The organism is Micromonospora sp. NBS 11-29 (assembly GCF_002140155.1).
GTDB lineage: Bacteria > Actinomycetota > Actinomycetes > Mycobacteriales > Micromonosporaceae > Micromonospora.
In genome coordinates this window covers 21704-44651 of the sequence record NZ_NAPR01000021.1, presented here as the reverse complement: position 1 = coordinate 44651, position 22948 = coordinate 21704, and the positions used below count along the sequence as shown (strand labels likewise).

Annotated in this window: 19 protein-coding genes and 2 pseudogenes; 7 read left to right on the top strand and 14 right to left on the bottom strand. The window is 71.7% G+C overall.

Features of this window, described 5'->3' with window-relative positions; genetic code table 11:
- The first annotated feature begins 53 nt into the window (after positions 1-53).
- The gene (locus tag B1205_RS23390; protein WP_089157567.1) at positions 54-1157 is read left to right on the top strand and encodes a calcium:proton antiporter; all 1104 of its coding nucleotides are present in this window, start codon (positions 54-56) and stop codon (positions 1155-1157) included.
- A 39-nt stretch (positions 1158-1196) separates the two neighbouring features.
- Here the strand turns inward: B1205_RS23390 and B1205_RS23385 are convergent, their stop codons facing one another.
- The 4 genes from B1205_RS23385 to B1205_RS23370 form a co-directional block, all read right to left on the bottom strand.
- Positions 1197-1670 carry a hypothetical protein gene (locus tag B1205_RS23385; protein ID WP_089157566.1) on the bottom strand — a complete coding sequence of 158 codons (474 nt, stop codon included), beginning with the start codon at positions 1668-1670 and terminating at the stop codon, positions 1197-1199.
- Between the two features lie 101 nt (positions 1671-1771).
- Positions 1772-3514 (bottom strand): bifunctional metallophosphatase/5'-nucleotidase, encoded by a 1743-nt coding sequence (locus tag B1205_RS23380; RefSeq protein ID WP_089157565.1) that lies wholly within the window; start codon positions 3512-3514, stop codon positions 1772-1774.
- Positions 3515-3889: 375 nt separating this feature from the next.
- Positions 3890-4615 (bottom strand): histone deacetylase, encoded by a 726-nt coding sequence (locus tag B1205_RS23375; protein ID WP_254910149.1) that lies wholly within the window; start codon positions 4613-4615, stop codon positions 3890-3892.
- A gap of 11 nt (positions 4616-4626) precedes the next feature.
- The gene (locus B1205_RS23370) at positions 4627-5406 is read right to left on the bottom strand and encodes a phosphodiesterase (protein WP_089157564.1); all 780 of its coding nucleotides are present in this window, start codon (positions 5404-5406) and stop codon (positions 4627-4629) included.
- 165 nt (positions 5407-5571) lie between these two features.
- On the opposite strand from B1205_RS23370, the gene B1205_RS23365 reads away from it, so the two are divergent.
- Complete coding sequence (locus tag B1205_RS23365) at positions 5572-7047, top strand: GGDEF domain-containing protein (protein WP_089157563.1); 1476 nt, start codon at positions 5572-5574, stop codon at positions 7045-7047.
- Positions 7048-7136: 89 nt separating this feature from the next.
- Here the strand turns inward: B1205_RS23365 and B1205_RS23360 are convergent, their stop codons facing one another.
- Positions 7137-8195 carry an aspartate-semialdehyde dehydrogenase gene (locus B1205_RS23360; protein WP_089157562.1) on the bottom strand — a complete coding sequence of 353 codons (1059 nt, stop codon included), beginning with the start codon at positions 8193-8195 and terminating at the stop codon, positions 7137-7139.
- A 5-nt stretch (positions 8196-8200) separates the two neighbouring features.
- Positions 8201-9466, bottom strand: a complete 1266-nt coding sequence (locus tag B1205_RS23355; protein ID WP_089157561.1) for an aspartate kinase — start codon at positions 9464-9466, stop codon at positions 8201-8203.
- Between the two features lie 241 nt (positions 9467-9707).
- Between B1205_RS23355 and B1205_RS23350 the strand changes: the two genes are divergently transcribed.
- The 3 genes from B1205_RS23350 (at position 9708) to leuA (ending at position 13085) form a co-directional block, all read left to right on the top strand.
- On the top strand, positions 9708-10472 hold the full coding sequence (locus B1205_RS23350) for a hypothetical protein (protein WP_254910148.1): 765 nt from the start codon (positions 9708-9710) through the stop codon (positions 10470-10472).
- Positions 10473-10556: 84 nt separating this feature from the next.
- Complete coding sequence (locus B1205_RS23345) at positions 10557-11087, top strand: nitroreductase family protein (protein ID WP_089157560.1); 531 nt, start codon at positions 10557-10559, stop codon at positions 11085-11087.
- 258 nt (positions 11088-11345) lie between these two features.
- On the top strand, positions 11346-13085 hold the full coding sequence (gene leuA / locus B1205_RS23340; RefSeq protein ID WP_089157559.1) for a 2-isopropylmalate synthase: 1740 nt from the start codon (positions 11346-11348) through the stop codon (positions 13083-13085).
- A 120-nt stretch (positions 13086-13205) separates the two neighbouring features.
- On the opposite strand, the pseudogene B1205_RS23335 reads toward leuA, so the two are convergent.
- Positions 13206-14590: pseudogene (locus B1205_RS23335) on the bottom strand (MFS transporter).
- Between the two features lie 109 nt (positions 14591-14699).
- On the opposite strand from B1205_RS23335, the gene B1205_RS23330 reads away from it, so the two are divergent.
- Positions 14700-15359 (top strand): HNH endonuclease family protein, encoded by a 660-nt coding sequence (locus B1205_RS23330; protein ID WP_089157558.1) that lies wholly within the window; start codon positions 14700-14702, stop codon positions 15357-15359.
- Positions 15341-15829, top strand: coding sequence for a hypothetical protein (locus B1205_RS23325; RefSeq protein WP_089157557.1), 489 nt, complete (start codon positions 15341-15343; stop codon positions 15827-15829). Before B1205_RS23330 ends, B1205_RS23325 begins: the two co-directional genes overlap by 19 nt.
- A gap of 45 nt (positions 15830-15874) precedes the next feature.
- Here B1205_RS23325 and B1205_RS23320 read toward each other — a convergent pair whose 3' ends face one another.
- From B1205_RS23320 to B1205_RS23290, 7 genes and pseudogenes are all read right to left on the bottom strand, one after another.
- Positions 15875-16981: an ABC transporter ATP-binding protein gene (locus B1205_RS23320; protein WP_089157556.1), complete on the bottom strand. Its 1107-nt coding sequence runs from the start codon at positions 16979-16981 to the stop codon at positions 15875-15877.
- Positions 16978-17909 (bottom strand): annotated as a pseudogene (locus B1205_RS23315) (ABC transporter ATP-binding protein). Before B1205_RS23315 ends, B1205_RS23320 begins: the two are co-directional and overlap by 4 nt.
- Before the next feature lie 46 nt (positions 17910-17955).
- Positions 17956-18996 (bottom strand): ABC transporter permease, encoded by a 1041-nt coding sequence (locus tag B1205_RS23310; protein ID WP_254910147.1) that lies wholly within the window; start codon positions 18994-18996, stop codon positions 17956-17958.
- Positions 18993-20000 (bottom strand): ABC transporter permease, encoded by a 1008-nt coding sequence (locus B1205_RS23305; protein WP_089157555.1) that lies wholly within the window; start codon positions 19998-20000, stop codon positions 18993-18995. The genes B1205_RS23310 and B1205_RS23305 overlap by 4 nt, the downstream gene beginning before the upstream one ends.
- A gap of 77 nt (positions 20001-20077) precedes the next feature.
- Entirely contained in the window at positions 20078-21751 is a 1674-nt protein-coding gene (locus B1205_RS23300; protein WP_089157554.1) for an ABC transporter substrate-binding protein, read from the bottom strand.
- A 209-nt stretch (positions 21752-21960) separates the two neighbouring features.
- On the bottom strand, positions 21961-22554 hold the full coding sequence (gene recR, locus B1205_RS23295) for a recombination mediator RecR (RefSeq protein ID WP_089157553.1): 594 nt from the start codon (positions 22552-22554) through the stop codon (positions 21961-21963).
- 8 nt (positions 22555-22562) lie between these two features.
- Entirely contained in the window at positions 22563-22871 is a 309-nt protein-coding gene (locus B1205_RS23290) for a YbaB/EbfC family nucleoid-associated protein (RefSeq protein ID WP_217809865.1), read from the bottom strand.
- Between the last annotated feature and the right edge of the window lie 77 nt (positions 22872-22948).

Sequence of the window (22948 nt, the reverse complement as noted above, 5' to 3'; positions counted from 1 at the left end):
ACCGGTCAGGGGCGGTTGATCGAATCACCTGGCATGGTTGACGCATGCCAGCGATGATCCGATCCCGCCTGACCGATTGGACCACCGTCGTCCCGCTCGTCGCCGTACTCCTGCTCGTGGTCACCTGGGGGCGGGAGCTGCCCGGCGTGCTCATCTTCGTGGTGGCCGCGCTGCTCGCGGTCGCCGTGCTGGCGGCCGTCCACCACGCCGAGGTGGTGGCGCACAAGGTGGGTGAGCCGTTCGGATCGCTGGTGCTGGCGGTCGCGGTCACCGTGATCGAGGTCGGTCTGATCGTCACCCTGATGATCAGCGGCGGTGACAAGACGCAGGCGCTGGCGCGGGACACCGTCTTCGCCGCCGTGATGATCACCTGTAACGGCATCCTCGGCCTGGCCCTGCTGCTCGGTGCGTTGCGCCGCCAGGTGGCGGTGTTCAACCCGGAGGGCACCGGCGGGGCGCTGGCCACCGTGGCCACGCTCGCCACGCTCAGCCTGGTGGTGCCGACGTTCACCACCGCCCGGCCCGGTCCGGAGTTCTCCCCCGCCCAGCTCGCCTTCGCGGCGGTCGCCTCGCTCGCGCTCTACCTGCTGTTCGTGATGGTGCAGACCGGCCGGCACCGTGACTACTTCCTCCCGGTCACCCAGGAGGGCAGCATCATGGCGGAGGATCGGGACGGCGACGGGCACGCCGAACCGCCGTCCACGCGTACCGCGCTGGCCAGTTTGGCGCTGCTGATCGTGGCGCTGGTGGCGGTGGTCGGCGACGCGAAGACGATCTCCCCGGCGATCGAGACCGCCGTGCAGGCGGCCAACCTGCCGCAGGCGTTCGTCGGTGTGGTCATCGCCCTGCTGGTGCTGGCGCCGGAGACGCTGGCCGCCGCGCGGGCGGCCCGGCGGGACCGGGTGCAGATCAGCCTGAACCTCGCGCTCGGCTCGGCCATGGCCAGCATCGGCCTGACCATCCCGGCCATCGCGGTCGCCTCGATCTGGCTGGACGGCCCGCTGCTGCTGGGCCTGGGTGGCACGCAGATGGCGCTGCTCGCGCTGACCGCGGTGACCGGCGTGCTCACCGTGGTGCCGGGGCGGGCGACCGTGCTCCAGGGCGGGGTGCACCTGGTGCTGCTCGCCGCGTTCGTCTTCCTGGCCGCCAGCCCGTGACCGGAGACGCCGCCGCGAGCCCGTGAGCCGCCCGGCCGGTCAGTCGTGCAGCTCGGTGCGGGCGACCTCGGCGAACGCCGCGCTCAGGTAGTCGGCGAACGGACGCCCGGTGACCGCCAGCAGGTCGGCGACGAGCAGCGGGGCGTGCCGGGCGACCGCCGCCGGCTCCGGCGGGCTCTCGTCGTCGCCCGGGTCGTAGACGCCGAGCGCGCCGGCCAGCAGCACCAGCAGCACATGCGGGTCGACCTCCGGCCACCACGTCGCGGCCGACCGGGCGCAGTGCACCAACACCTGGCGTACGTCGTCGCCGTCCAGCCCGTCCGGGTGTCCCTCCTCCAGCAGCAGCCGGACCACGCCGCCGAGCACCAGCCCGGCCCGGTCGGCGGCGGCGAGCCGTTCCACGGCCGGCGCGTACGCGTCGGCGTCCCGCGCCCGGGCGGCGGCGACCGCATCGGTGGCGGTCAGGGCGATCTCGCGGGCCGGGGCGGGCAGATGACGCCAGGTCGTGGTCACCGGGCCAGCATGGCAGACCGGGTGCCGGGCGTGGTCCCGGCCGGGATGACGCGAACGGGCCCCGGAGCAACGCTCCGGGGCCCGTCCTCAATGCTTCGCCGTCAGGCGGCGGGGACCTCCGCGGTGGTCTGGATCCGGTCCAGCGCCGGCGCGGACACCGGCGACTTCGCGGTCAGGTACGCGGTGAAGGCGTCCAGGTCGATCTGACCGGTCACCGCGTTGGTGCCGCCGGGCAGGACACTGAAGCCGTCGCCACCGCCGGAGAGGAAGTTGTTCACCGTGACCCGGTAGGTCGCGGTGTCGGTCACCGGGGTGCCGTTGATGGTGAGGCTGCCCCGGACCACCCGGGTGCCGGCGCACGGCGTGCCGACCGGCGCGGTGGTGCCGTTGACGTCGACGACGTAGTGCACGGTCGACGACGCGTAGAGCACCCGGGCCACGGTGAACTGCTGCTCCAGCATGCAGTAGAGCTGCGCGCCGGTCAGGTCCAGCGTGACCAGGTTGTTGGCGAACGGCTGCACGGTGAACGCCTCGGCGTAGGTGACCGGGCCGGCGTCGACGTCGGCGCGTACCCCGCCGGGGTTCATGAACGCGGCGACGGCGTTCTGCTCGTTGTCGGTCGCGGCGAGCTGCGCGTCGGCGATCAGGTTGCCCAGCGGCGACTCACCGGTCTGGTACGTCGGCTTGCCGTTGGCGTCGACCCCGGTCTGGTACAGGTTCTCCTGGGTCTTGGTGATCGCCTCGGTGGTCTCGCCGACCACCCGGTCGGCCACCGGGCCGAGCGCGGTCTTGTACCGGTTGATCAGCTCGGTCGAGGCCGGGTCCTTCTCGACGGTCCGGGTGACCACGACGTTGTTGGCCGACGCGCTGACCACGTCCCGGGTCCGCGGGTCGATCTTCAGGTTGATGTCGGTGACCAGGCGGCCGAACGAGCTGGCGCTGGTGACGAGCTTGCCGTTGATGTTGCAGTTGTACGCGGCGTGGCTGTGCCCGCTGACGATCGCGTCGATGGACGGGTCCATCCGGTTGGCGATGTCGACGATCGGGCCGCTGAAGCCGGTGCAGTCGTTGATGCCGCCGCCGTTCTGCACGCCACCCTCGTGCAGCAGCACGACGATGCTCTTGACGCCGAGCAGCTTCAGGATCTTGGCGTACTTGTTGGCGGTGTCGGCCTCGTCGGTGAAGCGCAGCCCGGCGACGCCCTGCTGGCTGACGATGTTCGGGGTGCCCTCCAGGGTCATCCCGATGAAGCCGATCGGCACGCCCTTGACGATCTTGATGCCGAACGGCTGCATCAGCGGCAGGCCGGTCGAGGTCTTGAACGCGTTCGCCGAGAGGTAGGTGAACTTCGCGCCCTTGAACGGCGTGCCGTCGGCGCAACCGTCGACCGGGTGGCAGCCGCCGCGCTGCATGCGCAGCAGCTCGGTCGCGCCCTCGTCGAACTCGTGGTTGCCGACGCTGGCGAACTCCAGCCCGGCGAGGTTCATCTCCTCGATGGTGGGCTCGTCGTGGAACGCGGCGGAGAGCAGCGGCGAGGCGCCGATCAGGTCACCCGCGGCGACCGTGACGGTGCCCTTGCCCTGCTGCTGGGCCGCCGCACGCATGGCCTTCAGGTGGCTGGCCAGGTATTCCGCGCCACCGGCCGGCTGACCGTCGATGGTGCCGCTGGAGCCGGTCGGCGGCTCCAGGTTGCCGTGGAAGTCGTTGATCGCGAGCAGCTGGACGTCGATCGGCTTCGGACGGGCCTCGGCTTGGTCGGGGGTGACGGTGACCGCGGTGAAGGCGGTCGCGGCGAGTGCGGCCAGGCCGACGGCGGCCCGGCGGCGCATCCCGGGGACGGACATGGAACTCCTCGTGAGAAACCGGCGCGTGGTTGTCCGGACGATGGTTCGCCCGGCGACCCTGATCCGTGCCGTGACAGGGGTCGATCGCGGAAGGCGGCACTCGGGGGAACGCCGCCCCGTCGGGGGTAGCTTCTCATCCACCGGCCCGCGGGTCGACCTGGGTGGCGTGAGGAATCCTGGATGGGCCGAACGACCCGTACCGGTCTGACCGACGAGTCCGACATGGCGGTCAGGTGAATTACCGCACGGCGCAAGCGTGCGAGGTCGGATCAGGAGGACGTCGGCCCCCAGGGACCAGGGAGCCGACGTCGACGCTCATGTCACGCGGAAAACATTGCCCTGGCAACCTTCTACCTCGGAAAAACTCCCGCCGGGCTATCCATCGACGGCCGAACGGCCAATCGTGCCCGACGGTCCGGCATTTCGGGAGGACTGTCCGAACTCGACCCGAGCGCCGGAGGGCGGTTCTGCGGGCCCACCATGGGCGGCGGCGACGAGCGCCCGGAGCGCCGCCCGGCTCCACCGTCCGGCGACGCCGGGCCGGCCCGCCAGATAGTCGACGGTTCGCGGGACGTCCCAGCCGTGCGCCTCCCGTAGCCCGCGCGCCAGCATGGCCAGATAGACCGGCGCCGGCCGGGCCCAGGGCACCTCGACCGCCCGGTGCGGCGCGGTGAACGTGAGCATCGGCAGGCCGTCGCGCTCACCGACCCGCAGCAGCGTCTCGTAGCGGCCCGGCCCGAGCGTGGCCCGGCCGCTCCCGGCCGCTGCGAGGATGCCGGCCAGGTCCGCGCCGGGCGGACGGTACATCTCCTGGGCCGCGATGTCCGCGAACTGCTCGACCGTGACCAGGTAGCCGCGGGCCGCCGCCCGACCGGGCAACCCCGGGTCGTAGAAGGCCATGCCGCCGGTCCAGGCCCGCGACTCGCCGGCGAAGTAGACCCCGCCGGGGATCGACACCGCCACCGTCCGGTGCGGCGGTCGGCAGTCCCGACAACCGGGGTACGTGCGCAGCCCGCCGGGTGGGCGTCCCCCGCGCAGGTACCAGTCGAGCCGTGCGGCGTGCAGGTTCGACCCGTAGGCGACGTACCAGAGGAGCCGCACCGGTGCCGCCGTCAGAACCCGCAGGTCTTCCCGGCGGCGTGGCTGACCTGGACGGTGTGGGTGACGCAGCCGCCGTCGGCCACCCGGTGCAGCAGGAACGCGGTCGGCTCGGCGACCCACCCGACCTGCTCGTCCTCGGTCAAGGTCAGGCTCGCCTGCACCCAGGTGCTCGGCGCGACGGTCAACACGGTGCCGGCGAACGCGCTGGTCACCGCGCGGTGCAGGTGACCCGCGGCGACGCGTACGACATGGGGGTGCCGGCCGAGGACGGCGGCGAGCGCGTCGGCGTCGGCGAGCCCGATCGCGTCGGCGGCCGGAAGGCCCACCGCGACCGGCGGATGGTGCAGGCACACGACGGCGGGCGCTTCCGGCCGGCCGGCGAGCACCCCGTCGAGCCAGTCGAGCTGCTCGTCACCGAGCCGCCCGCCGGAACCGCCCGGGGTGAGCGAGTCGAGCACGACCAGCGTGGCGTCCGGGTGGTCGACGTGGTAGTGCGCCGAGAACCCACCGGCCAGGTGGGGGGTGCCGCCGAACGTGTCGAGCAGCGACTCGCGGTCGTCGTGGTTGCCGATGGCCAGGTGGACCGGCAACGGGAACCGGCCGACGATCTCGCGGAGGGCGAGGTATTCGTCCGGCCGGCCGTTGCCGGTGAGATCACCGGTGATCACGACGCACTCCGGCCGGGGGCGCAGGGCGAGCACCGTGCCGAGCGCCCGGTGCAGCCCGGCGGCCGGCTCGGCGGCGAGCGGACCGGTGGTCACATGCGGATCGCTGAGCTGGGCGATGAGCATCGGCGCCTCCTCGGGCCCGGGACCTTCACGCTAGCGCCGCCGGCCGGTGCCGCGCAGCCCACAGGCGGTGTCCACAGCCTGTGGATAGCACATGTGTACGAAGGTCGTGGCCGGCCGCGCTGAGTACTCTTGATCGCGCCCCGACCCCCTGCGAGCAGGAACGACGTGGATCACGAGCGAGTTCTGCGCGACGTCACGGTGCGCCTTCCCACGGCGTCGACCGTGCCCGAGGCGTGCCAGTCGACCGTCGCCGCGCTCGCCCGGCACACCCCGGCCACCGCCACGGTCCTGCTGCGGGTCCACGACCGCCTCCGGTGCGTCGCGGCCACCGGCGCCTGGCAGGTCTTCTCCCATGTGCCGGCGACGGCCGACGGCGCCCCGCCGGCCCGGCACCGGCCGGAACCGTCGGTCGTCCGGCGGGTCTACGCCTCCGGCGAGACCGCCGCCGTGCCCGACGTCACCGCCGACCCCGACTACCTGCCGGTCCGGCCGGACGTCACCGTGGAACTCTGCGTGCCGGTACGCGACCCGGCCGGCCACCCGATCGGCGTGCTCGACCTCCAGTGGAGCGACCCGGTCGCGCTCGGCCGGTGGCGGGAGACCGCCGAGCGGCTGGCCGACCGGCTCGGCGCCCGGATCGCCGCGCTCGGCGGGCCGCCGGCCGAGAGCCGCAGCGAGAAGCTGCTCCGGCACGCCGCCACGTTCACCGCCGCCCCGACCGACTGGGACCTGATGACCGCCGCCATCGTCGCGGCCCTCGACGTGTCGGAGCTCTCCGCCGCCGTGGTGGTGCTCACCGGCCCGCGTGGGCCGCGGCTGGGCGCGCCCACCGTCACGCCGGGAGAACTGGAGGCCCGGATCCGGGCCGAGCTGGCCGACGCTGGTCCGGGCGCGCTGGCCCGGATGATCGACCGCGCCCACCGGTACGGCTCGGCGTACACGCTGGGCGAGGCGGGGCATCCGCCGACCGAGGAGTACCTGCCGCTGACCCGGGCCGGGGCGCGCACGCTGGTGGCGGTGCCGGTCGGTACGCCGTCCGACGGTGGCGTGCTGCTGGTCGCCGACGAACGGCTGCTGCGACCCGACCCCACCACGGTCAACCTGATCGAGTTGCTGGCCGGGCAGGCGTGGACCTGCCTCGACCGGCTGCGTACGCTGGCGCGGCTGCGCGAGCAGGCCAGCTCGGACCCGCTCACCGGGCTACGGCACACCGGCCCGTTCGGGCAGCGGATCGCCCGGGTGACGCCGGGGCGTACCGCGCTGTTGGCGATCGACGTCGACGGATTCAAGACCGTCAACGACACGTACGGCCACCAGGCCGGCGACCGCCTGCTGGTGGGGCTGGCCCGGGCGCTGGAGGGCGCGCTGCGGCAGGGCGACGAGCTGTACCGGACCGGCGGTGACGAGTTCGTCGCGGTGATCGAGGTGAGCCGTCCGGAGGAGGCGGTCGGGATCGCCGAGCGGCTGACCGAGGCGGCCCGCCGCCTAGGCCGGACGATCAGCGTCGGCATCGCCCTGCCCCGCCCCGGCGAGTCCCCCGAACGCACCCTGCACCGAGCCGACCAGGCCCTCTACGCGGTGAAGCGCCACGGCCGAGACGGCGTCCACCTCTCCGCCGCCCAACCCGCCCCCGCCCGTTGATCTTGCACTTTCGGCCCATGTGATGCGGCATATGCACGGTTTGCCGGGGCGGCAAGTGCAAGATCGACGCGGCTGGGGGACGGGGTGGGTCAGCGGGTCAGTTCCTTGGCCAGGAGTTCGGCGATCTGGGCGGTGTTCAGGGCGGCGCCCTTGCGGAGGTTGTCGCCGGTCACGAAGAGGTCGAGGGCGCGAGGGTCGTCGACCGCGCGACGGATCCGGCCGACCCAGGACGGGTCGGTGCCGGCCGCGTCGATCGGCATCGGGAACTCCCCGGCGGCCGGGTCGTCGACCAGGATCACGCCTGGGGCGTTGCGCAGCACCTCGCGGGCGCCCTCGGCGGCCACCTCGGTGGCGAAGACCGCGTGCACGGCGACCGAGTGCCCGGTCACCACCGGCACCCGTACGCAGGTGGCGGAGACCTTGAGGTCGGGCAGCCCGAGGATCTTGCGCGACTCGTTGCGCAGCTTCAACTCCTCGGAGGACCAGCCGCCGTCGGCCAGCGAACCCGCCCAGGGCACCACGTTGAGCGCCAGCGGCGCCGGGAACGGGCCCAACTCGTCGCCGACCGCCTGGCGCACGTCACCGGCGCGGGAGCCGAGCATGCGGTCCCCGGCGACCTTGCCGAGCTGGAGGTGCAGCGTGTCCACGCCGGCCTGCCCCGCCCCGGAGACCGCCTGGTAGGAGGCGAGCACCAGCTCACGCAGGCCGTACTCCCGGTGCAGTGGGGCGATCGCCACGATCATCGCCAGGGTGGTGCAGTTGGCGTTGGCGATGATCCCCCTCGGCCGGTCGCGTACCTGATCGGGGTTGATCTCGGGCACCACCAGCGGGACGTCCCGGTCCATCCGGAACGCGCCGGAGTTGTCCACCACCACCGCGCCGCGCGCCACCGCGACCGGTGCCCACTCGGCCGAGACGGCGTCCGGCACGTCGAACATCGCCACGTCGACGCCGTCGAACGCGTCGGCGGTGAGGGCCCGGACGGTCAGCTCCTCGCCCCGGCACGGCACCCGCCGGCCGACCGAGCGCTCGGAGGCGATCAGCCGGATCTCGCCCCACACGTTGCGACGGGAGGAGAGGATCTGGCACATCACGGTGCCCACGGCACCGGTCGCCCCGACCACGGCGAGGGTGGGCAGCGACGCCATCGGCGTTACCGCCCGGTGCCGGCGTAGACGACGGCTTCGGTGTCACCACCCAGCTCGAAGGCGTCGTGGATGGCCTTGACCGCCTTGTCCAGGTCGGTGTCGCGGCAGACCACGGAGACCCGGATCTCGGAGGTGGAGATCATTTCGATGTTGACGCCGGCGGTGCCGAGCGCGGCGAAGAAGCCGGCGGCGACGCCCGGGTGGGAGCGCATCCCGGCGCCGATCAGGGAGACCTTGCCGACGTGGTCGTCGTAGAGCAGGCCCTTGAACTTGACCGCTTCCTGGATCTTGTTGAGCGCGGCCATCGCGGTCGGGCCGTCGGCCTTCGGCAGCGTGAACGAGATGTCGGTGCGGCCGGTGCCCTCGGTCGACACGTTCTGCACGATCATGTCGATGTTGATCTCGGCGCCGGCGACGGTGTCGAAGATCCGGGCGGCGGCGCCCGGCTCGTCGGGCACCCCGACAATGGTGATCTTCGCTTCGCTGCGGTCGTGGGCGACGCCGGTGATCAGTGCCTGTTCCACAGCAAGGTCCTCCATCGATCCGGTGACCATCGTGCCGGTGTTGGTCGAGTATGACGAACGGACGTGGATCGGCAACCCCGCGCGCCGGGCGTACTCGACGCTGCGCAGGTGCAGCACCTTCGCGCCGCAGGCGGCCAGCTCCAACGTCTCCTCGTAGGTGATCTGCCTGATGTGCCGGGCGTTGGGCACGATCCGCGGGTCGGCGGTGAAGATGCCGTCCACGTCGGTGTAGATCTCGCAGACGTCCGCGTGGAGCGCGGCGGCGAGCGCCACGGCGGTGGTGTCCGAGCCGCCCCGGCCGAGCGTGGTGACGTCCTTGGTGTCCTGCGAGACGCCCTGGAAGCCGGCGACGATGACCACCGCGCCCTCGTCCAGCGCGCCCTTGAGCCGCCCCGGGGTCACGTCGATGATCCGCGCCCGGCCGTGCACCGAGGTGGTGATCACGCCGGCCTGCGAACCGGTGAACGAGCGAGCTTCGTACCCCTGGTTGTGGATGGCCATGGCGAGCAGCGCCATGGAGATCCGCTCTCCGGCGGTGAGGAGCATGTCCAGCTCGCGGCCGGGCGGCAGCGGACTGACCTGGTTGGCCAGGTCGAGCAGCTCGTCGGTGGTGTCGCCCATGGCGGAGACCACCACGACCACGTCGTCGCCCGCCTTGCGGGCCCCCACGATGCGTTCGGCCACCCGCTTGATCCGCTCGGCGTTGGCGACGGAGGACCCGCCGTACTTCTGCACCACGAGTGCCACGACGGTGCGCTCCCCTCCCAGCGATGACCCTGAGCGTGCCGACGCCGCCGGGTCGGTGGTCCGGCGGCGCGCGTGTCAGACCTCCTCAGGGTATCGGGCGGCCCGCGCGGCCGGGTCGGGTGATCCCACCATCCGGCCCGAGGTGGGACGGCTCACCGGCCCGGCGGAGCAGGCGGCACGCCAACCAGTACAACCGTACGGCGGGCTGACCGGAGCCGCCACGGCAGCGCAGAATGGCCTGGTGCACGCTCATCGACGCGCGGCCCGGCGGCTGGCCGGCGTACTCGCGCTCACCCTGCCGGCGATGCTGGCCGCCTGCGCCGACGGCCCGACGGGTGTGTCCCCGACCGGCACCGACGATCCGGTGCCGGTGCAGGTCGACGCCGCCCGGGACGAGCTGGCCGGGCTGGCCGCCGCCGCGCAGGATCGGCACCTCACCGCCACGTACACCTTCGCGCCCGGCCGGGGCACCGCCCGCCCGGTCGCGGTGACCAGCGCGAACGACGGAAGCTGGCGGGTCGACGTGCCCGGCTGGGGGCGGGACGGCACGGTGGACGTCTCGCTCGCCGCCACCTCGGACGGGCTCTTCCAGTGCGCGCTGCCCTCGGCCGGCTGGACGCAGCCGGCCGGCTGCGTACGTCTCGGCGACGCGGACGACGCGGTGCCCCGCCGGCTGGATCCCCGGGTGCAGCACCCGTTCACCGACTGGCTGGAGGTGCTCACCGACCGGCGGGCGCCACTCGCGGTCTCCCCCGCCTCGGCGCTGCCCGGTGTCACCGGCCGGTGCTACGCGGTCGACTCGACCTCGGCCTCGCTGAACGCGCCCTTGGACGTGGGGGTCTACTGCTTCCGGGAGGACGGCACCCCGGTGGCGGTCCGCGCCGCCTTCGGCACCCTCATGCTGGTCGGGGAGCCCGGCCGGGCACCGGCGACGGTCGAGCTGGCCGGCGCGGTGACCGAGGGTGAGCCGGTGGGACGGGACGCGCCCACGCCCGAACCGTCATAACCCTCTGCCCGTTACGGGTGCCCTTGACCACATTATTGCCGCCCCACTTCACCGACAAAACCGGCATCGGGGGACGATATACCCATGACCGATCTGACCCCGCTGCTCGCCTTCCGCTGGAGCCCGCGCGCGTTCGACCCCGACGCGGAGCTGACCGCCGAGGAGGTGGCCGCACTGCTGGAGGCGGCCCGCTGGGCCCCCTCGGCCGGCAACGCCCAACCATGGCGGTTCGCGGTCGGGCACCGACAGGACGAGACCTGGAAGCGCATCATGGTCGGCCTGCCCGAGGGCGACCAGGGCTGGGCCCGGCACGCCGCCGTCCTGCTGCTCGCCGCGCACGCCGGTGGCGAGCCGGAACGCAGCGCGTACGACCTGGGCCAGGCGGTCGCCCACCTCACCGTGCAGGCCACCGCGCTCGGTCTGCACGTCCGTCAGCTCACCCGCCTCGACCGGGCCCGCCTCGCCACCGAACTGGACCTGCCCGGCGACGTCCGTCCGCTGGTGGTGGCCGCGATCGGCCGGCTCGGCGACCCGGCCACGCTCCCCGCGGACCTGTACGCCCGGGAGACCGGCCTGCGCCGCCGACGCCCCCTGGCCGCACTGCTGCTGCGCTGACGGGTGAACCGGGTCCCATAGTCCGGACCGGCCTTCCCACCGCCCGTCCCACCACGTAGTGTGACGTCATCATGTGGCAGGCGCTCCTCCTCCTTGGCTGCCGCGACGAGGCCTGACCGGCCGGCACCTCGTCGCGGAGTTGATTCGCGCCGTCCAGCACATCCGAACCCCTCCTCGGCACCGCCGCGCACCGTCGCCCGGCACCCCGCCGACACCTTCCGATCTGCTGACGCCACATGTTCCAGGGAGCACTCCGAAATGGCTCAACCTGTCACCGATCCGTTCGCCCAGCAGCGTCCCAGCCGCATGCCGGTGCACCGTTACCTCCCGTACGACCGGCAGTTCCAGGTCGAGCTGCCCGACCGCACCTGGCCCACCCGCCGCGTCGAGGCCGCGCCCCGCTGGTGCGCGGTGGACCTCCGTGACGGCAACCAGGCGCTCATCGACCCGATGTCGCCGGAGCGCAAGCGCCGGATGTTCCAGCTCCTGGTGCAGATGGGCTACAAGGAGATCGAGGTCGGCTTCCCGTCGGCCAGCCAGACCGACTACGACTTCGTGCGGCAGCTCATCGAGCAGGACCTGATCCCCGAGGACGTCACCATCCAGGTGCTGACCCAGTGCCGGGAGCACCTGATCGAGCGGACCTTCGAGTCGCTGCGCGGCGCCCACCGAGCCATCGTGCACTTCTACAACTCGACCTCCACGCTCCAGCGCCGGGTGGTCTTCGGCCTGGACCGCGACGGCATCACCGACATCGCCACCCAGGGCGCCCGGCTCTGCCAGAAGTACGCCGAGATCCACACCCCGGACACCGACATCCACTACGAGTACTCGCCGGAGTCGTACACGGGCACCGAGCTGGAGTACGCGCTGGAGGTCTGCTCCGCGGTGATCGAGGTGGTCGACCCCACCCCGGACCGGAAGCTGATCGTCAACCTGCCGGCCACCGTCGAGATGGCGATGCCGAACGTCTACGCCGACTCGATCGAGTGGATGCACCGGCACCTGCCCCGACGGGACAGCCTGTCGCTCAGCCTGCACCCGCACAACGACCGGGGCACCGGCGTGGCCGCCGCCGAACTGGGCCTGCTGGCCGGCGCCGACCGGATCGAGGGCTGCCTGTTCGGCAACGGCGAGCGCACCGGCAACGTCGACCTGGTCACGCTCGGCCTGAACCTCTTCTCCCAGGGCATCGACCCGATGATCGACTTCTCGAACATCGACGAGGTCAAGCGCGCGGTCGAGTACTGCAACCAGCTCCCGGTGCACGAGCGCCACCCGTACGCGGGCGACCTGGTCTACACCGCGTTCTCCGGCTCCCACCAGGACGCGATCAAGAAGGGCTTCGACGCGCTGCACACCGACGCGGCGGCGGCCGGTGTGCCGGTCGACGAGTTCACCTGGGCCGTGCCCTACCTGCCGATCGACCCCAAGGACCTGGGCCGCACCTACGAGGCAGTCATCCGGGTCAACTCGCAGTCCGGCAAGGGCGGCGTCGCGTACATCATGAAGTCCGAGCACCAGCTCGACCTGCCGCGCCGCCTCCAGATCGAGTTCTCCGGCGTGGTGCAGGCCGTCACCGACCACGACGGTGGCGAGGTCGAGCCGGGCGCCATGTGGGAGATCTTCGCCCGCAACTACCTGGTCGACCACCAGGTGGACCCGGCCGTCACGCTGGCCGGCTACACCATCGGCACCGTCGACGGCAAGGTCGAGATCGACGCCCGGGTCGGCTTCGGCGGCGAGATCCGGCCACTCACCGCCGTCGGCAACGGCCCCATCGACGCGTACGTCAACGCGTTGCAGTCGCTGGGCGTGGCGGTACGGGTGCTCGACTACCACGAGCACGCCCTCTCCTCCGGCGGCGACGCGCAGGCCGCCGCGTACGTGGAGTGCGAGGTGGACGGCCGCACGGTGTGGGGCGTCGGCACGGACGCCAACATCGTCACCGCCTCGATCAAGGCGGTCACCAGCGCCGTCAACCGCACCCGCACCTGAGGTGTGTAAGGCGGGGCCCCTTCTTAACGCTTTTTGCATAGGAAGGGGCCCCGCTTAACACGCACCCTCGGCGCGAGCCCTGCGGTGTGTTAATAGGGGGCCCCTCCTCTACCGAAAGCGTTAAGAAGGGCCCCCGCCTTTCACCCTCGGGCGGTGGATGAGGAGGGCGGCGAGCAGGGCGCCGGCCAGCAGCAGGCACGCGCACCACAGCAGCGCGCCCCGGTACGCGTCGGCCAGCGCGCCCTTCTGCTCGTACCCGGTGCCGGAGAGCCCGACCAGCAGCGGCAGCGCGGCCACCGCGAGCAGGCCACCGGCCCTGGACGCGGCGTTGTTGAAACCGCTCGCCACCCCGGCGAACCGGTCCGACACCGCACCCAGCACGGACGTGGTCAGCGGCGCGACCACCAGCGTGAGGCCGGCGCCGAACAGCGCCACGCCCGGCAGCACGTCCGTCCAGTAGGAGGCGCCCGGGCCGACCCGGCGCAGCAGCAGCAGGCCGATCGCGGCGATGACCGGGCCGACGGTGAGCGGCAGCCGCGGGCCGATCCGGGCCGACAGCGCGCCCGCCCGGGGCGAGCCGACCAGCAGCAGCAGCGTCATCGGCACCGTGGCCAGGCCGGTGAGCAGCGCCGACCAGCCCACCACGTTCTGCAGGTAGACGGCGAGGAAGAAGGTGAACCCGCCCAGCGCCGCGTACACCACCACGGTGAAGACGTTGAGCACGGCGAAGAGTCGGCTGGAGAAAAGCCCGGTGGGCAGCATCGCGGTGTCCCCGCGCCGCCGTTCGACCAGCACGAACACGGCCACGGCGACGACGCCGACCACCGCCGCGCCCAGCACCGCCGGGGAGGCGCCCTGCGCCGGGGCGTCGATGAGCGCGTACGTGACGCCGCCGAGCGCCAGCGCGCCGAGCACCGCGCCGACCACGTCGAATCCACGACCTCCTCCGGTACGCGAGACCGCCTCGTCCCGGCTCTCCGGCACCCAGCGCATCGCGGCGAGCACCACGCCCACGGCCAGCGGCAGGTTGACGAAGAAGATCCACCGCCAGGAGAGCGTGTCGATCAGCCAGCCGCCGACCAGCGGCCCGAGCGCGGTGGACACTCCGGANGGAGCACGGAGAGCGAGCCGGGGGTGAGCAGCGCCCCGCCCGCGCCCTGGAGGAACCGGGCGGCGATCAGCCAGCCGGTGCCCTGGGCGAGCCCGCAGAGCAGCGACGCCACCGCGAACCAGACCACCCCGAGCAGGAAGACCCGGCGCCGGCCGAACCGGTCGCCCAGCGCGCCACCGAGCAGTACGAACGCGGCCAGCATCAGCAGGTAGCCGTTCACGGTCCACTGGAGACCGGCGACGGTGGCGTCCAGTTCGGCGCCGAGGCGCGGCAGCGCCACATTGACCACGGTGCTGTCCAGGAACACCATGCCGGAGGCGAGGATCGCGGCGAGCAGGGTGCCGCGGCCGGCGGCGGAGCCGGTACGCAGCGCGACGGGAGCGGGTGCGGTCACGGTTGTCCACTCTGCCCGTAGCGCCGCGGTCGACGCCACGAATCAGAGAAACCGCCGCCGGGTACTGTGCGGACTCGCCCCGAGCCCGCAAGCTGGAGAGGTGTCGTCTGTGCGTACGAGATCAGGAGCCCGAGCCGGGCTGACCGCCGCGCTCACCGCGGTGCTCGCCCTCGGCGCGGCCGGCTGTGACCCCTCGGTCACCGAGCCGGACGCGCCGCCGAGCGCGGCTGGGAACGTGAACCAGCAGCTCGGCCAGCTGACCGTGGCCGCCGCCGGGTCGATGAAGGGCTACAGCCGGTCCCGTTTCCCGCACTGGCGGGACACCGGCAAGAACTGCGACGTCCGCGACAGCGTGTTGCAGCGCGACGGTGAGGGCATCAAGCTCTCCGGCTGCAACGTGGTCGGCGGGCGGTGGGAGAGCGTCTACGACTCGGTGGCGCTGACCGACCCGTCGGACGTGGACATCGACCACACCGTGCCGCTGGCCAACGCCTGGCGCTCCGGCGCGGACGAGTGGGACGACTCGAAGCGCGGCGACTTCGCCAACGATCTGACCCGGCCGCAGCTCATCGCGGTTTCCGCACGCTCGAACCGGGCAAAGGGTGACCAGGACCCGTCCCAGTGGAAGCCCGCGAACCGGTCGTACTGGTGCCAGTACGCGGCGGACTGGGTGACGGTCAAGCACCACTGGCGGCTGACGGTGACCACTGCCGAGAAGGCCGCCCTCACCGACATGCTGGAGGGCTGCACATGGGCGAGCAAGCCGTGACCGGGGCGGACGGCGCACCGGCCCCGGACCGGACGCCGGACGCCACCGGCGAGGACGCCGCGGAAGCTGACCCCACCCCGGCCGGTGCGGCCTCGGCGGGGATGACCGCGGACGGCCGGCAGCCGGCGCCCGCCGACGTCTCCGGGGCGGGCATGTCCGCGGACGCGGCGCCGGCAGCGCCCGCCGGTGCGGCACCCGGTGCGCCGGACGCGTCGACCGGCCCGGCGACCCGGACCGCCGACATCACCGCCGGTCCCGGCGGGGTGATGACCGACGAGGTCGGCGTGGTGACCGGTGACCTGACGCTGCGCACCGAGCACGCCGACGGCCGGGTCACGCTGCGGGTGCAGTACAGGGACGCCGACGAGTGGTACGCGGTGACCGGCGGCAGCGCGCCGCTGGCCGAGCCGGCCGCGGTGGAGGCCGTGCACACGGTCGCGGTGGGCCTGCTCAACCGCCCCGAGGGCTGATCCGCCGGACGCGTCGGCCCCGGGTGGGGCCGACGCGTCCTCGGTTCACGGGGTCGGGATGAGTTCGCCGGTGTCGCCCGGCGCCGTGCCGTCGCTCGGCCGGACCAGCTCCGGTTCCACCTCGTGCGGCCGGATCCGGCCGGCGGCGATGTCCTCGGCGTAGTGGCAGGCGACCCGGTGCCCGTCGAGCACCTCGCGCAGCGCGGGCCGCTCGTCGGCGCAGCGGGTGGGCTGGGCCCACGGGCAGCGGGTGTGGAACCGGCAACCGGCCGGCGGGTTCGCCGGTGACGGCAGGTCGCCGGCGAGCAGGATCCGCTCCCGACGGTCCTCGACCTGCGGGTCGGGCACCGGCACCGCCGACATGAGCGCCTTCGTGTACGGGTGCATCGGCTCCCGGTAGAGGTCGTCGCTGGACGCCTCCTCCACCAGACCGCCGAGGTACATCACCCCGACCGTGTCGGCGATGTGCCGGACCACCGCCAGGTCGTGCGCGATGATCAGGTACGTGAGGCCGCGCTCCTCCTGCAACTCGTCGAGCAGGTTGAGCACCTGGGCCTGGATCGACACGTCCAGCGCGGACACCGGTTCGTCGGCGACGATCAGGTCCGGTTCGAGCACCAGCGCGCGGGCGATGCCGATGCGCTGGCGCTGGCCGCCGGAGAACTCGTGCGGATACTTGCTCAGTGCCGAGGCGGGCAGCCCGACCGCGGCGAGCGCCTCCCGGAGCCGCTTGCCGACGGCCGCCTTGTCCTTCGCCAGGTCGTGTGCCTTGAGGCCCTCGACCAGCAGCGACTCGACCGACTGCCGGGGGTCGAGGCTGGACAGCGGATCCTGGAAGATCATCTGGATGCGGCGGCGGATCCGGCGCATCGGCTCGTCCTTGAGCGCACGCAGGTCGGTGCCGTCGAAGACGATCTCGCCGTCGGTCGGCTCGACCAACCGCAGCAGGCCCCGGCCCAGGGTGGACTTGCCGCAGCCGGACTCACCCACCAGCCCGTACGTCTCACCCCGGTTGATGCTGAGCGAGACGCCGTCGACGGCGTAGACGTGCCCGATGGTCCGGTCGAAGAGCACGCCGCTCTTGATCGGAAAGTGGACCTTGACGTCGCGCAGTTCGACGAGTGGTCCGGTCCGCTCGGTCGACTCGGTCACGGGACCGCCACCTCCTCGGAAACGGGGTTGTTGCAGCGCAGGTCGCCGCCGTTCGCGGTGGGTTCCAGCGGCGGCGTCCCGTCCAGGCAGGCGTCCACCACGTTGTCGCACCGGGGGGCGAACGCGCAGCCCTCGGTCCACGGGATGTTGTCGGCCACCGAGCCACGGATGGCGTGCAGCCGCTCGCCCCGGGGCGAGTCGAGCCTCGGCACGGAGCTGAGCAGCCCGTGCGTGTACGGGTGCCGGGGCCGGGCGAACAGCTCGTGCCGCTCCGCCCGCTCCACGATCTTGCCGCCGTAGAGCACGTTCACCGTGTCGCAGAGCCCGGCCACCACGCCCAGGTCGTGCGTGATCATGATCAGCGCGGTGCCGGTCTCGTCCACGAGCTGCTTGAGCAGGGTGAGGATCTGCGCCTGGATGGTNGCGCGATGGCGATCAGAGCGCGTTGCCGCATCCCGCCGGAGATCTGGTGCGGGTATTCCTTCAACCGCCGCGTCGGGTCCGGGATGCCGACCGCGTCGAGCAGCTCCCGGGCCTCCTTCAACGCGACCTTCCGGTCCATCCCGCGATGCCGTTCGAGCACCTCGGCCACCTGGGTGCCGATCGGGATGACCGGGTTCAACGAGGAGAGCGGGTCCTGGAAGATCATGCCGATGTCCCGGCCGCGTCGGTCCCGCAGGTCCTCCGGACGCAGCTTCAACAGGTCGGCGCCGTCGAAGTTCACCTCGCCGGTGACCTTGTTGCCGCGCCGCGGCAGCAACCCCATGATCGCCAGGCTGGTGACGCTCTTGCCGCAGCCGGACTCACCGACCAGGCCGACCGTCTGTCCCGGCTCCACGCTGAAGCTGACCTTGTCGACGGCGGTGAACGGTCGCTCACCGCGGCGCTGGAACACGACGCTCAGGTCGCGTACGTCGAGCAGGCTCATCGGGTCACGTCCTCACCGTGCTGGTCCTTGGTCGTGCACATCGCCGTCACCGCCGGCTCTTCGGGTCGATCGCCTCGCGCATGCCCTCGCCCAGCAGCGTGAAGCCGAGCGCGACCACGATGATCGCGAGGGCCGGGAAGTAGGCCAGCTCCGGCCGGACCTCGAAGTACCGCTGACCGTCCACGCCGAGCATCAGGCCCCACTCGGCGCGGTTGATGTCGGGGTCACCGAGGCCGAGGAAGGACAGCGACGCGGCCTCCAGGATCGCGGTGGAGAGCGTCAGCGTGGCCTGCACGATCACCGCCGTCATGGCGTTGGGCAGCATGTGCCGCAGCACGATCGCCCCCCGCTTGACGCCGAGCGCGCGGGCGGCCAGCACATGGTCGCTCTCCCGTTGGGCGAGCATCGAACCGCGCAGCAGCCGGGCGAAGATCGGTACGTTGACGATGGCCACCGCGAAGATGACCGTCCACTGGCTGGACCGGCTGGCCAGGGCGACCAGGCTGATCGCCAGCAGCAGGGCCGGCAGGGCCAGCATCACGTCGGTGAAGCGCATCAGGATGTTGTCGACCCAGCCGCCGAACGCGCCGGCGAGCGCGCCCACCAGGACGCCCAGGATCAGTCCGATCAGCGTGGCGAGCACGCCGACGAAGAGCGTCTGGCGGCTGCCGTGGATCATCCGGGAGAGGAAGTCCCGGCCGAGCGGGTCGGAGCCGAGCGGGAACTCGCTGCTGGCCCCGGGGATGCTGTCAACGGTCAGGTTCTTCGTCAGCTCGTCGAAGCGCTGCGCGGGGTCGTGCGGCGCGAGCAGCGGTGCGAAGATCGCGACCAGGACGAAGAGCGCCACGATGCCCGCGCCGACCATCGCGGTCGGGTTGCGGCGCAGCCGACGCAGTGCGTCCCGGACCAGGCTCACGCCGCCCTGGTCGGCGGTGGCCTGGGCCAACTGCTCCAACCGGGCGCGTTTGCGCTCGCCGAGCCGGTCGATGCCGCGGGGCAGGGTGCCCTCGCGCTTCTCCGTGACCGACGAGGGATCCACGCTCTCACGCTGGGGGCCCACCATGGGCTGGATGATCGGATCGCTCATCGCACACGCACCCTCGGGTCGATGAAGGCGTAGGAGAGGTCGACCAGAAGGTTGACCAACACGAAGACCAGCGCGGCCAGCAGGATCAGCGCCTGGAGCACCGGGTAGTCGCGGCCGCCGCTGATCGAGTCGTAGATCAACGTGCCGAGGCCGCCCCAGTTGTAGACCCGCTCGGTGAGCACCGCGCCGGAGAGCAACGCGCCGGTCTGCAGGCCGATGGTGGTGACCACCGGCAGCAGGCCGTTGCGCAGGATGTGCCGGCCCCGGATGGTCTTGTGACGCAGGCCCTTCGCCTCGGCGGTGCGGACGTAGTCCTCGTTGAGCACGTCGAGCACGCTGGCCCGGGTGATCCGGACGATGACCGCGAGCGGGATGGTGGCCAGGGTGATCGCCGGCAGGATCAGGTGCCACAGCGCGTCGCCGGTGGCGTCGAACTCCCGGGTGAGCAGCCCGTCCAGCACGAAGAAGCCGGTGACGTCGGTGTTGTCCACCCCGGTGCTGATCCGGCCGGACGGCGGGAACCAGTGCATGTTCTGGGTGAAGACGTCCTTGAGCAGATAGCCGAGGAAGAAGATCGGGATGGAGATGCCGAGCAGGGTGCCGCCGATGCTCAGGTTGTCGAGCAGCCGGCCACGGTGGCGGGCGGCGAGGTAGCCGAGCGGCACGCCCAGGCCGATCGCGATGATCATCGCGGCGGCGGCGAGTTCGACGGTGGCCGGGAAGGCCCGGCCGATGACCTCGGTGACCGGGTCGCCGCTTCGGATCGAGTTGCCGAAGTCGCCGGTCAGCAGCCGCTGCATGAACTTGGCGTACTGCACCAGGATCGGCTGGTCGTAGCCGAGGGCCTTGGTCAGCAGGGCACGCCGCTCCGGCGTGGCCCGCTCACCGAGCAGCGCCTCCACCGGGCCGCCGGGGAGGTTCCGCAGCCAGACGAAGACCAGCGCGGACAGCCCTATCAGGGTCACCACCAGCTGCAGCAGGCGGCGGACTATGACTCGCAACATCTCTCACACACNCCGGGCCGGGAGAGAGAGCCCGGCCCGGGCCGATTCCGCGTGGGGCGTCAGCGGTGGGTGACGCGTCAGCCGACGCTGACGGTGTTGAACCGCTCGTCGGTCAGCGGGCTGGCGACGAGACCCTTGACGTCCTTGGTGACCACGATGGCCGGCGGGGCGTGCCAGACCGGCACGGCCGGCAGCCACTTGGCGGCGATGTCGCGGTTGACCTGCTCCCAGGCGGTCTTCTTGCCGGCCTCGTCGACCGTGCTGTCGGCCTTGCCGATGGCCTCGAACATCTCGGTCATGGCCTGGTCGCCGAACTCGACCTTGCCCCGGCCGAAGAACGTGCCGACGAAGTTGCCCGGGTCGTTGTAGTCACCGGTCCAGCCGAGCAGGTGCAGGTCGTGCTTGCCGAACTGCTGCACGTCGTCCTTGTAGCCACCGTTCCACGGGCGGGCCACACCGTTGACCTTGATGCCCACGGCCTGCAGGTCGTTGGCGAGGACGGTGAAGATCTCCTGCGGGTTCGGCATGTACGGCCGGGAGACGTCGGTGGGGTAGTAGAAGTTGAGCGTCAGGTTCTCCGCGCCCGCCTCCTTGAGCAGCTGCTTGGCCTTGTCCACGCTGTACTCGTACTTCTGCACATCCTGCGCGTAGCCGAGCACGGTGTCCGGCATGAACTCGTCGGCGACCTTGGTGCCACCCGGGCCCTTGGTCTGGACGAGCTGCTGGCGGTTGAGCGCGTACGCGATCGCCTGCCGCACCTTCAGGTCCTTCAGCTTCGGGTTCTTCTGGTTGAAGCCGAGGTAGAGGATGTTGAAGGCCGGACGGTCGAGGACCTGGTACCCCTCGCCCGACAGCGCCTTGCGGTCGGCCGGAGCCGGGAAGTCGATGCCCTGGACGGTGCCCGCCCGCAGCTCCTGCTTGCGGGTGTTCTCGTCCTTGATGATCTTGATGACGAGCTTGTCGACCTTGGCCTTCTCGCCCCAGTAGTCGGGGTTCCGATCCAGGGTGATCTCACCCTTGGCCTTGTCCCAGCCGACGAACTTGAACGGGCCGGTGCCGACCGGGTGCTCGTTGGCGAACGCGCTGTACTCGAACGAGTCACCGTTCTGCTTGACCGCGTCGGCGTCGTACTTCTTCAGCGCGTCGGGGCTGGCGATGGAGAGCGCGGTCAATGCGAAGGCACCCGGGAAGGCACCCTTGTACTGGTTCATCGTGACGACGGCGGTGCCGTCGTCCTTCGCCTCGCACTTGTTGTAGACCGGGTCGCCGACACCCTCGGCCTCGTTCTTGGCGAAGCCGCCGAAGACGTCCGAGTAGTAGATCATCTGCGACTGGGCGGCGGCGCCCTTCATGTTGAACCAGCGGTCGAAGTTGAAGCAGACCGCGGCGGCGTTGAAGTCGGTGCCATCGTGGAACTTCACGCCCTTGCGGAGCTTGAAGGTCCAGACCTTGCCCTCCGGGTCGTGCTCCCAGCTCTCCGCCAGGGCACCCTGCAGCTCGGCGGTGCCGGGCTTGTTCTGCACGAGGGTGTCGTACATCTGGCGGATCGGCCGGAACGACTCACCGTCGTCGTTGAAGATCGGGTCGAAGTTCTTCGGGTCCCCGGCTCCGGCGAAGACGAAGGTGCCGCCGGTCTTGGCGTCCCCACCACCGTCCTCGTCGCGGTCGCTCTTGGCGCAGCCGGACGCACCGACCGCCAGGGCGGCCACGGCCGCGAGGGCCACGGCCGTTTTCAGCCTGCTCGCCTGCATCTCTCACCTCTGTCATGCGCATGTGTACACGCCCGAGCTGTGACTCAGTCCGTCAGCGGGAGGTTATGGCATGTCACACAGAAGAGGAACGGGCGAGGGGCAATCGCTATCAAGCCGACACCTTACGAGGCTTCCTCGTGAACGGTCGTCGGTGCGGGACCGACCGGCCCCGAGGGTGGCGGAAACGGTCACCCTCGAGGCCGGATGCCTCAGACCGCCCGGCGACCCTCGAACGCGCGGCCGAGCGTGATCTCGTCGGCGTACTCCAGGTCACCGCCGACCGGCAGGCCGCTGGCCAGCCGGGTCACCGCGATCCCCATCGGCTTGACCAGCAGCGCCAGATAGGTCGCCGTCGCCTCGCCCTCGGTGTTCGGGTCGGTGGCCAGGATCAGCTCGCGGACCGTACCGCTGCCGAGACGGGTCATCAGCTCACGGATCCGCAGGTTGTCGGGGCCGATGCCCTCCAGCGGATTGATCGCGCCGCCGAGCACGTGGTAGCGCCCGCGGAACTCGCCGGTCCGCTCGATCGCCACCACGTCCTTCGGCTCCTCGACCACACAGAGCACCTCGTCGGTACGCCGTGGGTCGCGGCAGATCCGGCACTGCTCCGACTCGGCCACGTTGTAACAGGTCGTGCAGAACCGGACCAGGTCCTTGACCTTGCGCAGCGCGCCGGCCAGCCGGTTCACGTCGGCCGGATCGGCCGACAGGACGTGGAACGCGATCCGCTGGGCGCTCTTCGGGCCCACGCCCGGCAGCCGGCCCAGCTCGTCGATCAGATCCTGGATGGCACCCTCGTACATCTGCCGGCTCAGAACCCGGGCAGGCCGAGGCCGCCCATGCCGCCCGCGACCGGGCCCATCTTCTTCTCGGTCAGCTCCCGAGCCGCCTCGGCGGCGTTGTGCACGGCCGCGACGACCAGGTCCTCCAGCGTCTCCACGTCCTCCGGGTCGACCGCCTTCGGGTCGATCTTGATCGCCTTCAGCTCACCGCTGCCGGCGACGGTGGCGGTGACCAGTCCGCCGCCCGCGGTGCCGGTCAGCTCCGCCTCGGCCAGCTCGGCCTGGGCCTTGGCGATCTGCTGCTGCATCTTCTGCGCCTGCTTCAGCATCTGCTGCATGTTCGGCTGTCCACCTGGGCGCACGGACCGCTCCTTCTTCCACTCGTCTGCTCGGCCGCGCCCAGCCTAGTCGGGCG

Excerpts from the sequence above, each read along its gene's own strand:
- B1205_RS23390 (WP_089157567.1), top strand. The coding sequence starts at position 54 with ATGATCCGATCCCGCCTGACCGATTGGACCACCGTCGTCCCGCTCGTC.
- B1205_RS23290 (WP_217809865.1), bottom strand. The coding sequence starts at position 22,871 with ATGCAGCAGATGCTGAAGCAGGCGCAGAAGATGCAGCAGCAGATCGCC.
- B1205_RS23380 (WP_089157565.1), bottom strand. The coding sequence starts at position 3,514 with ATGTCCGTCCCCGGGATGCGCCGCCGGGCCGCCGTCGGCCTGGCCGCA.
- B1205_RS23305 (WP_089157555.1), bottom strand. The coding sequence starts at position 20,000 with ATGTTGCGAGTCATAGTCCGCCGCCTGCTGCAGCTGGTGGTGACCCTG.
- B1205_RS23345 (WP_089157560.1), top strand. The coding sequence starts at position 10,557 with ATGACCGATCTGACCCCGCTGCTCGCCTTCCGCTGGAGCCCGCGCGCG.
- B1205_RS23300 (WP_089157554.1), bottom strand. The coding sequence starts at position 21,751 with ATGCAGGCGAGCAGGCTGAAAACGGCCGTGGCCCTCGCGGCCGTGGCC.
- leuA (WP_089157559.1), top strand. The coding sequence starts at position 11,346 with ATGGCTCAACCTGTCACCGATCCGTTCGCCCAGCAGCGTCCCAGCCGC.
- B1205_RS23360 (WP_089157562.1), bottom strand. The coding sequence starts at position 8,195 with ATGGCGTCGCTGCCCACCCTCGCCGTGGTCGGGGCGACCGGTGCCGTG.
- B1205_RS23310 (WP_254910147.1), bottom strand. The coding sequence starts at position 18,996 with ATGAGCGATCCGATCATCCAGCCCATGGTGGGCCCCCAGCGTGAGAGC.
- recR (WP_089157553.1), bottom strand. The coding sequence starts at position 22,554 with ATGTACGAGGGTGCCATCCAGGATCTGATCGACGAGCTGGGCCGGCTG.
- B1205_RS23325 (WP_089157557.1), top strand. The coding sequence starts at position 15,341 with ATGGGCGAGCAAGCCGTGACCGGGGCGGACGGCGCACCGGCCCCGGAC.
- B1205_RS23370 (WP_089157564.1), bottom strand. The coding sequence starts at position 5,406 with ATGCTCATCGCCCAGCTCAGCGATCCGCATGTGACCACCGGTCCGCTC.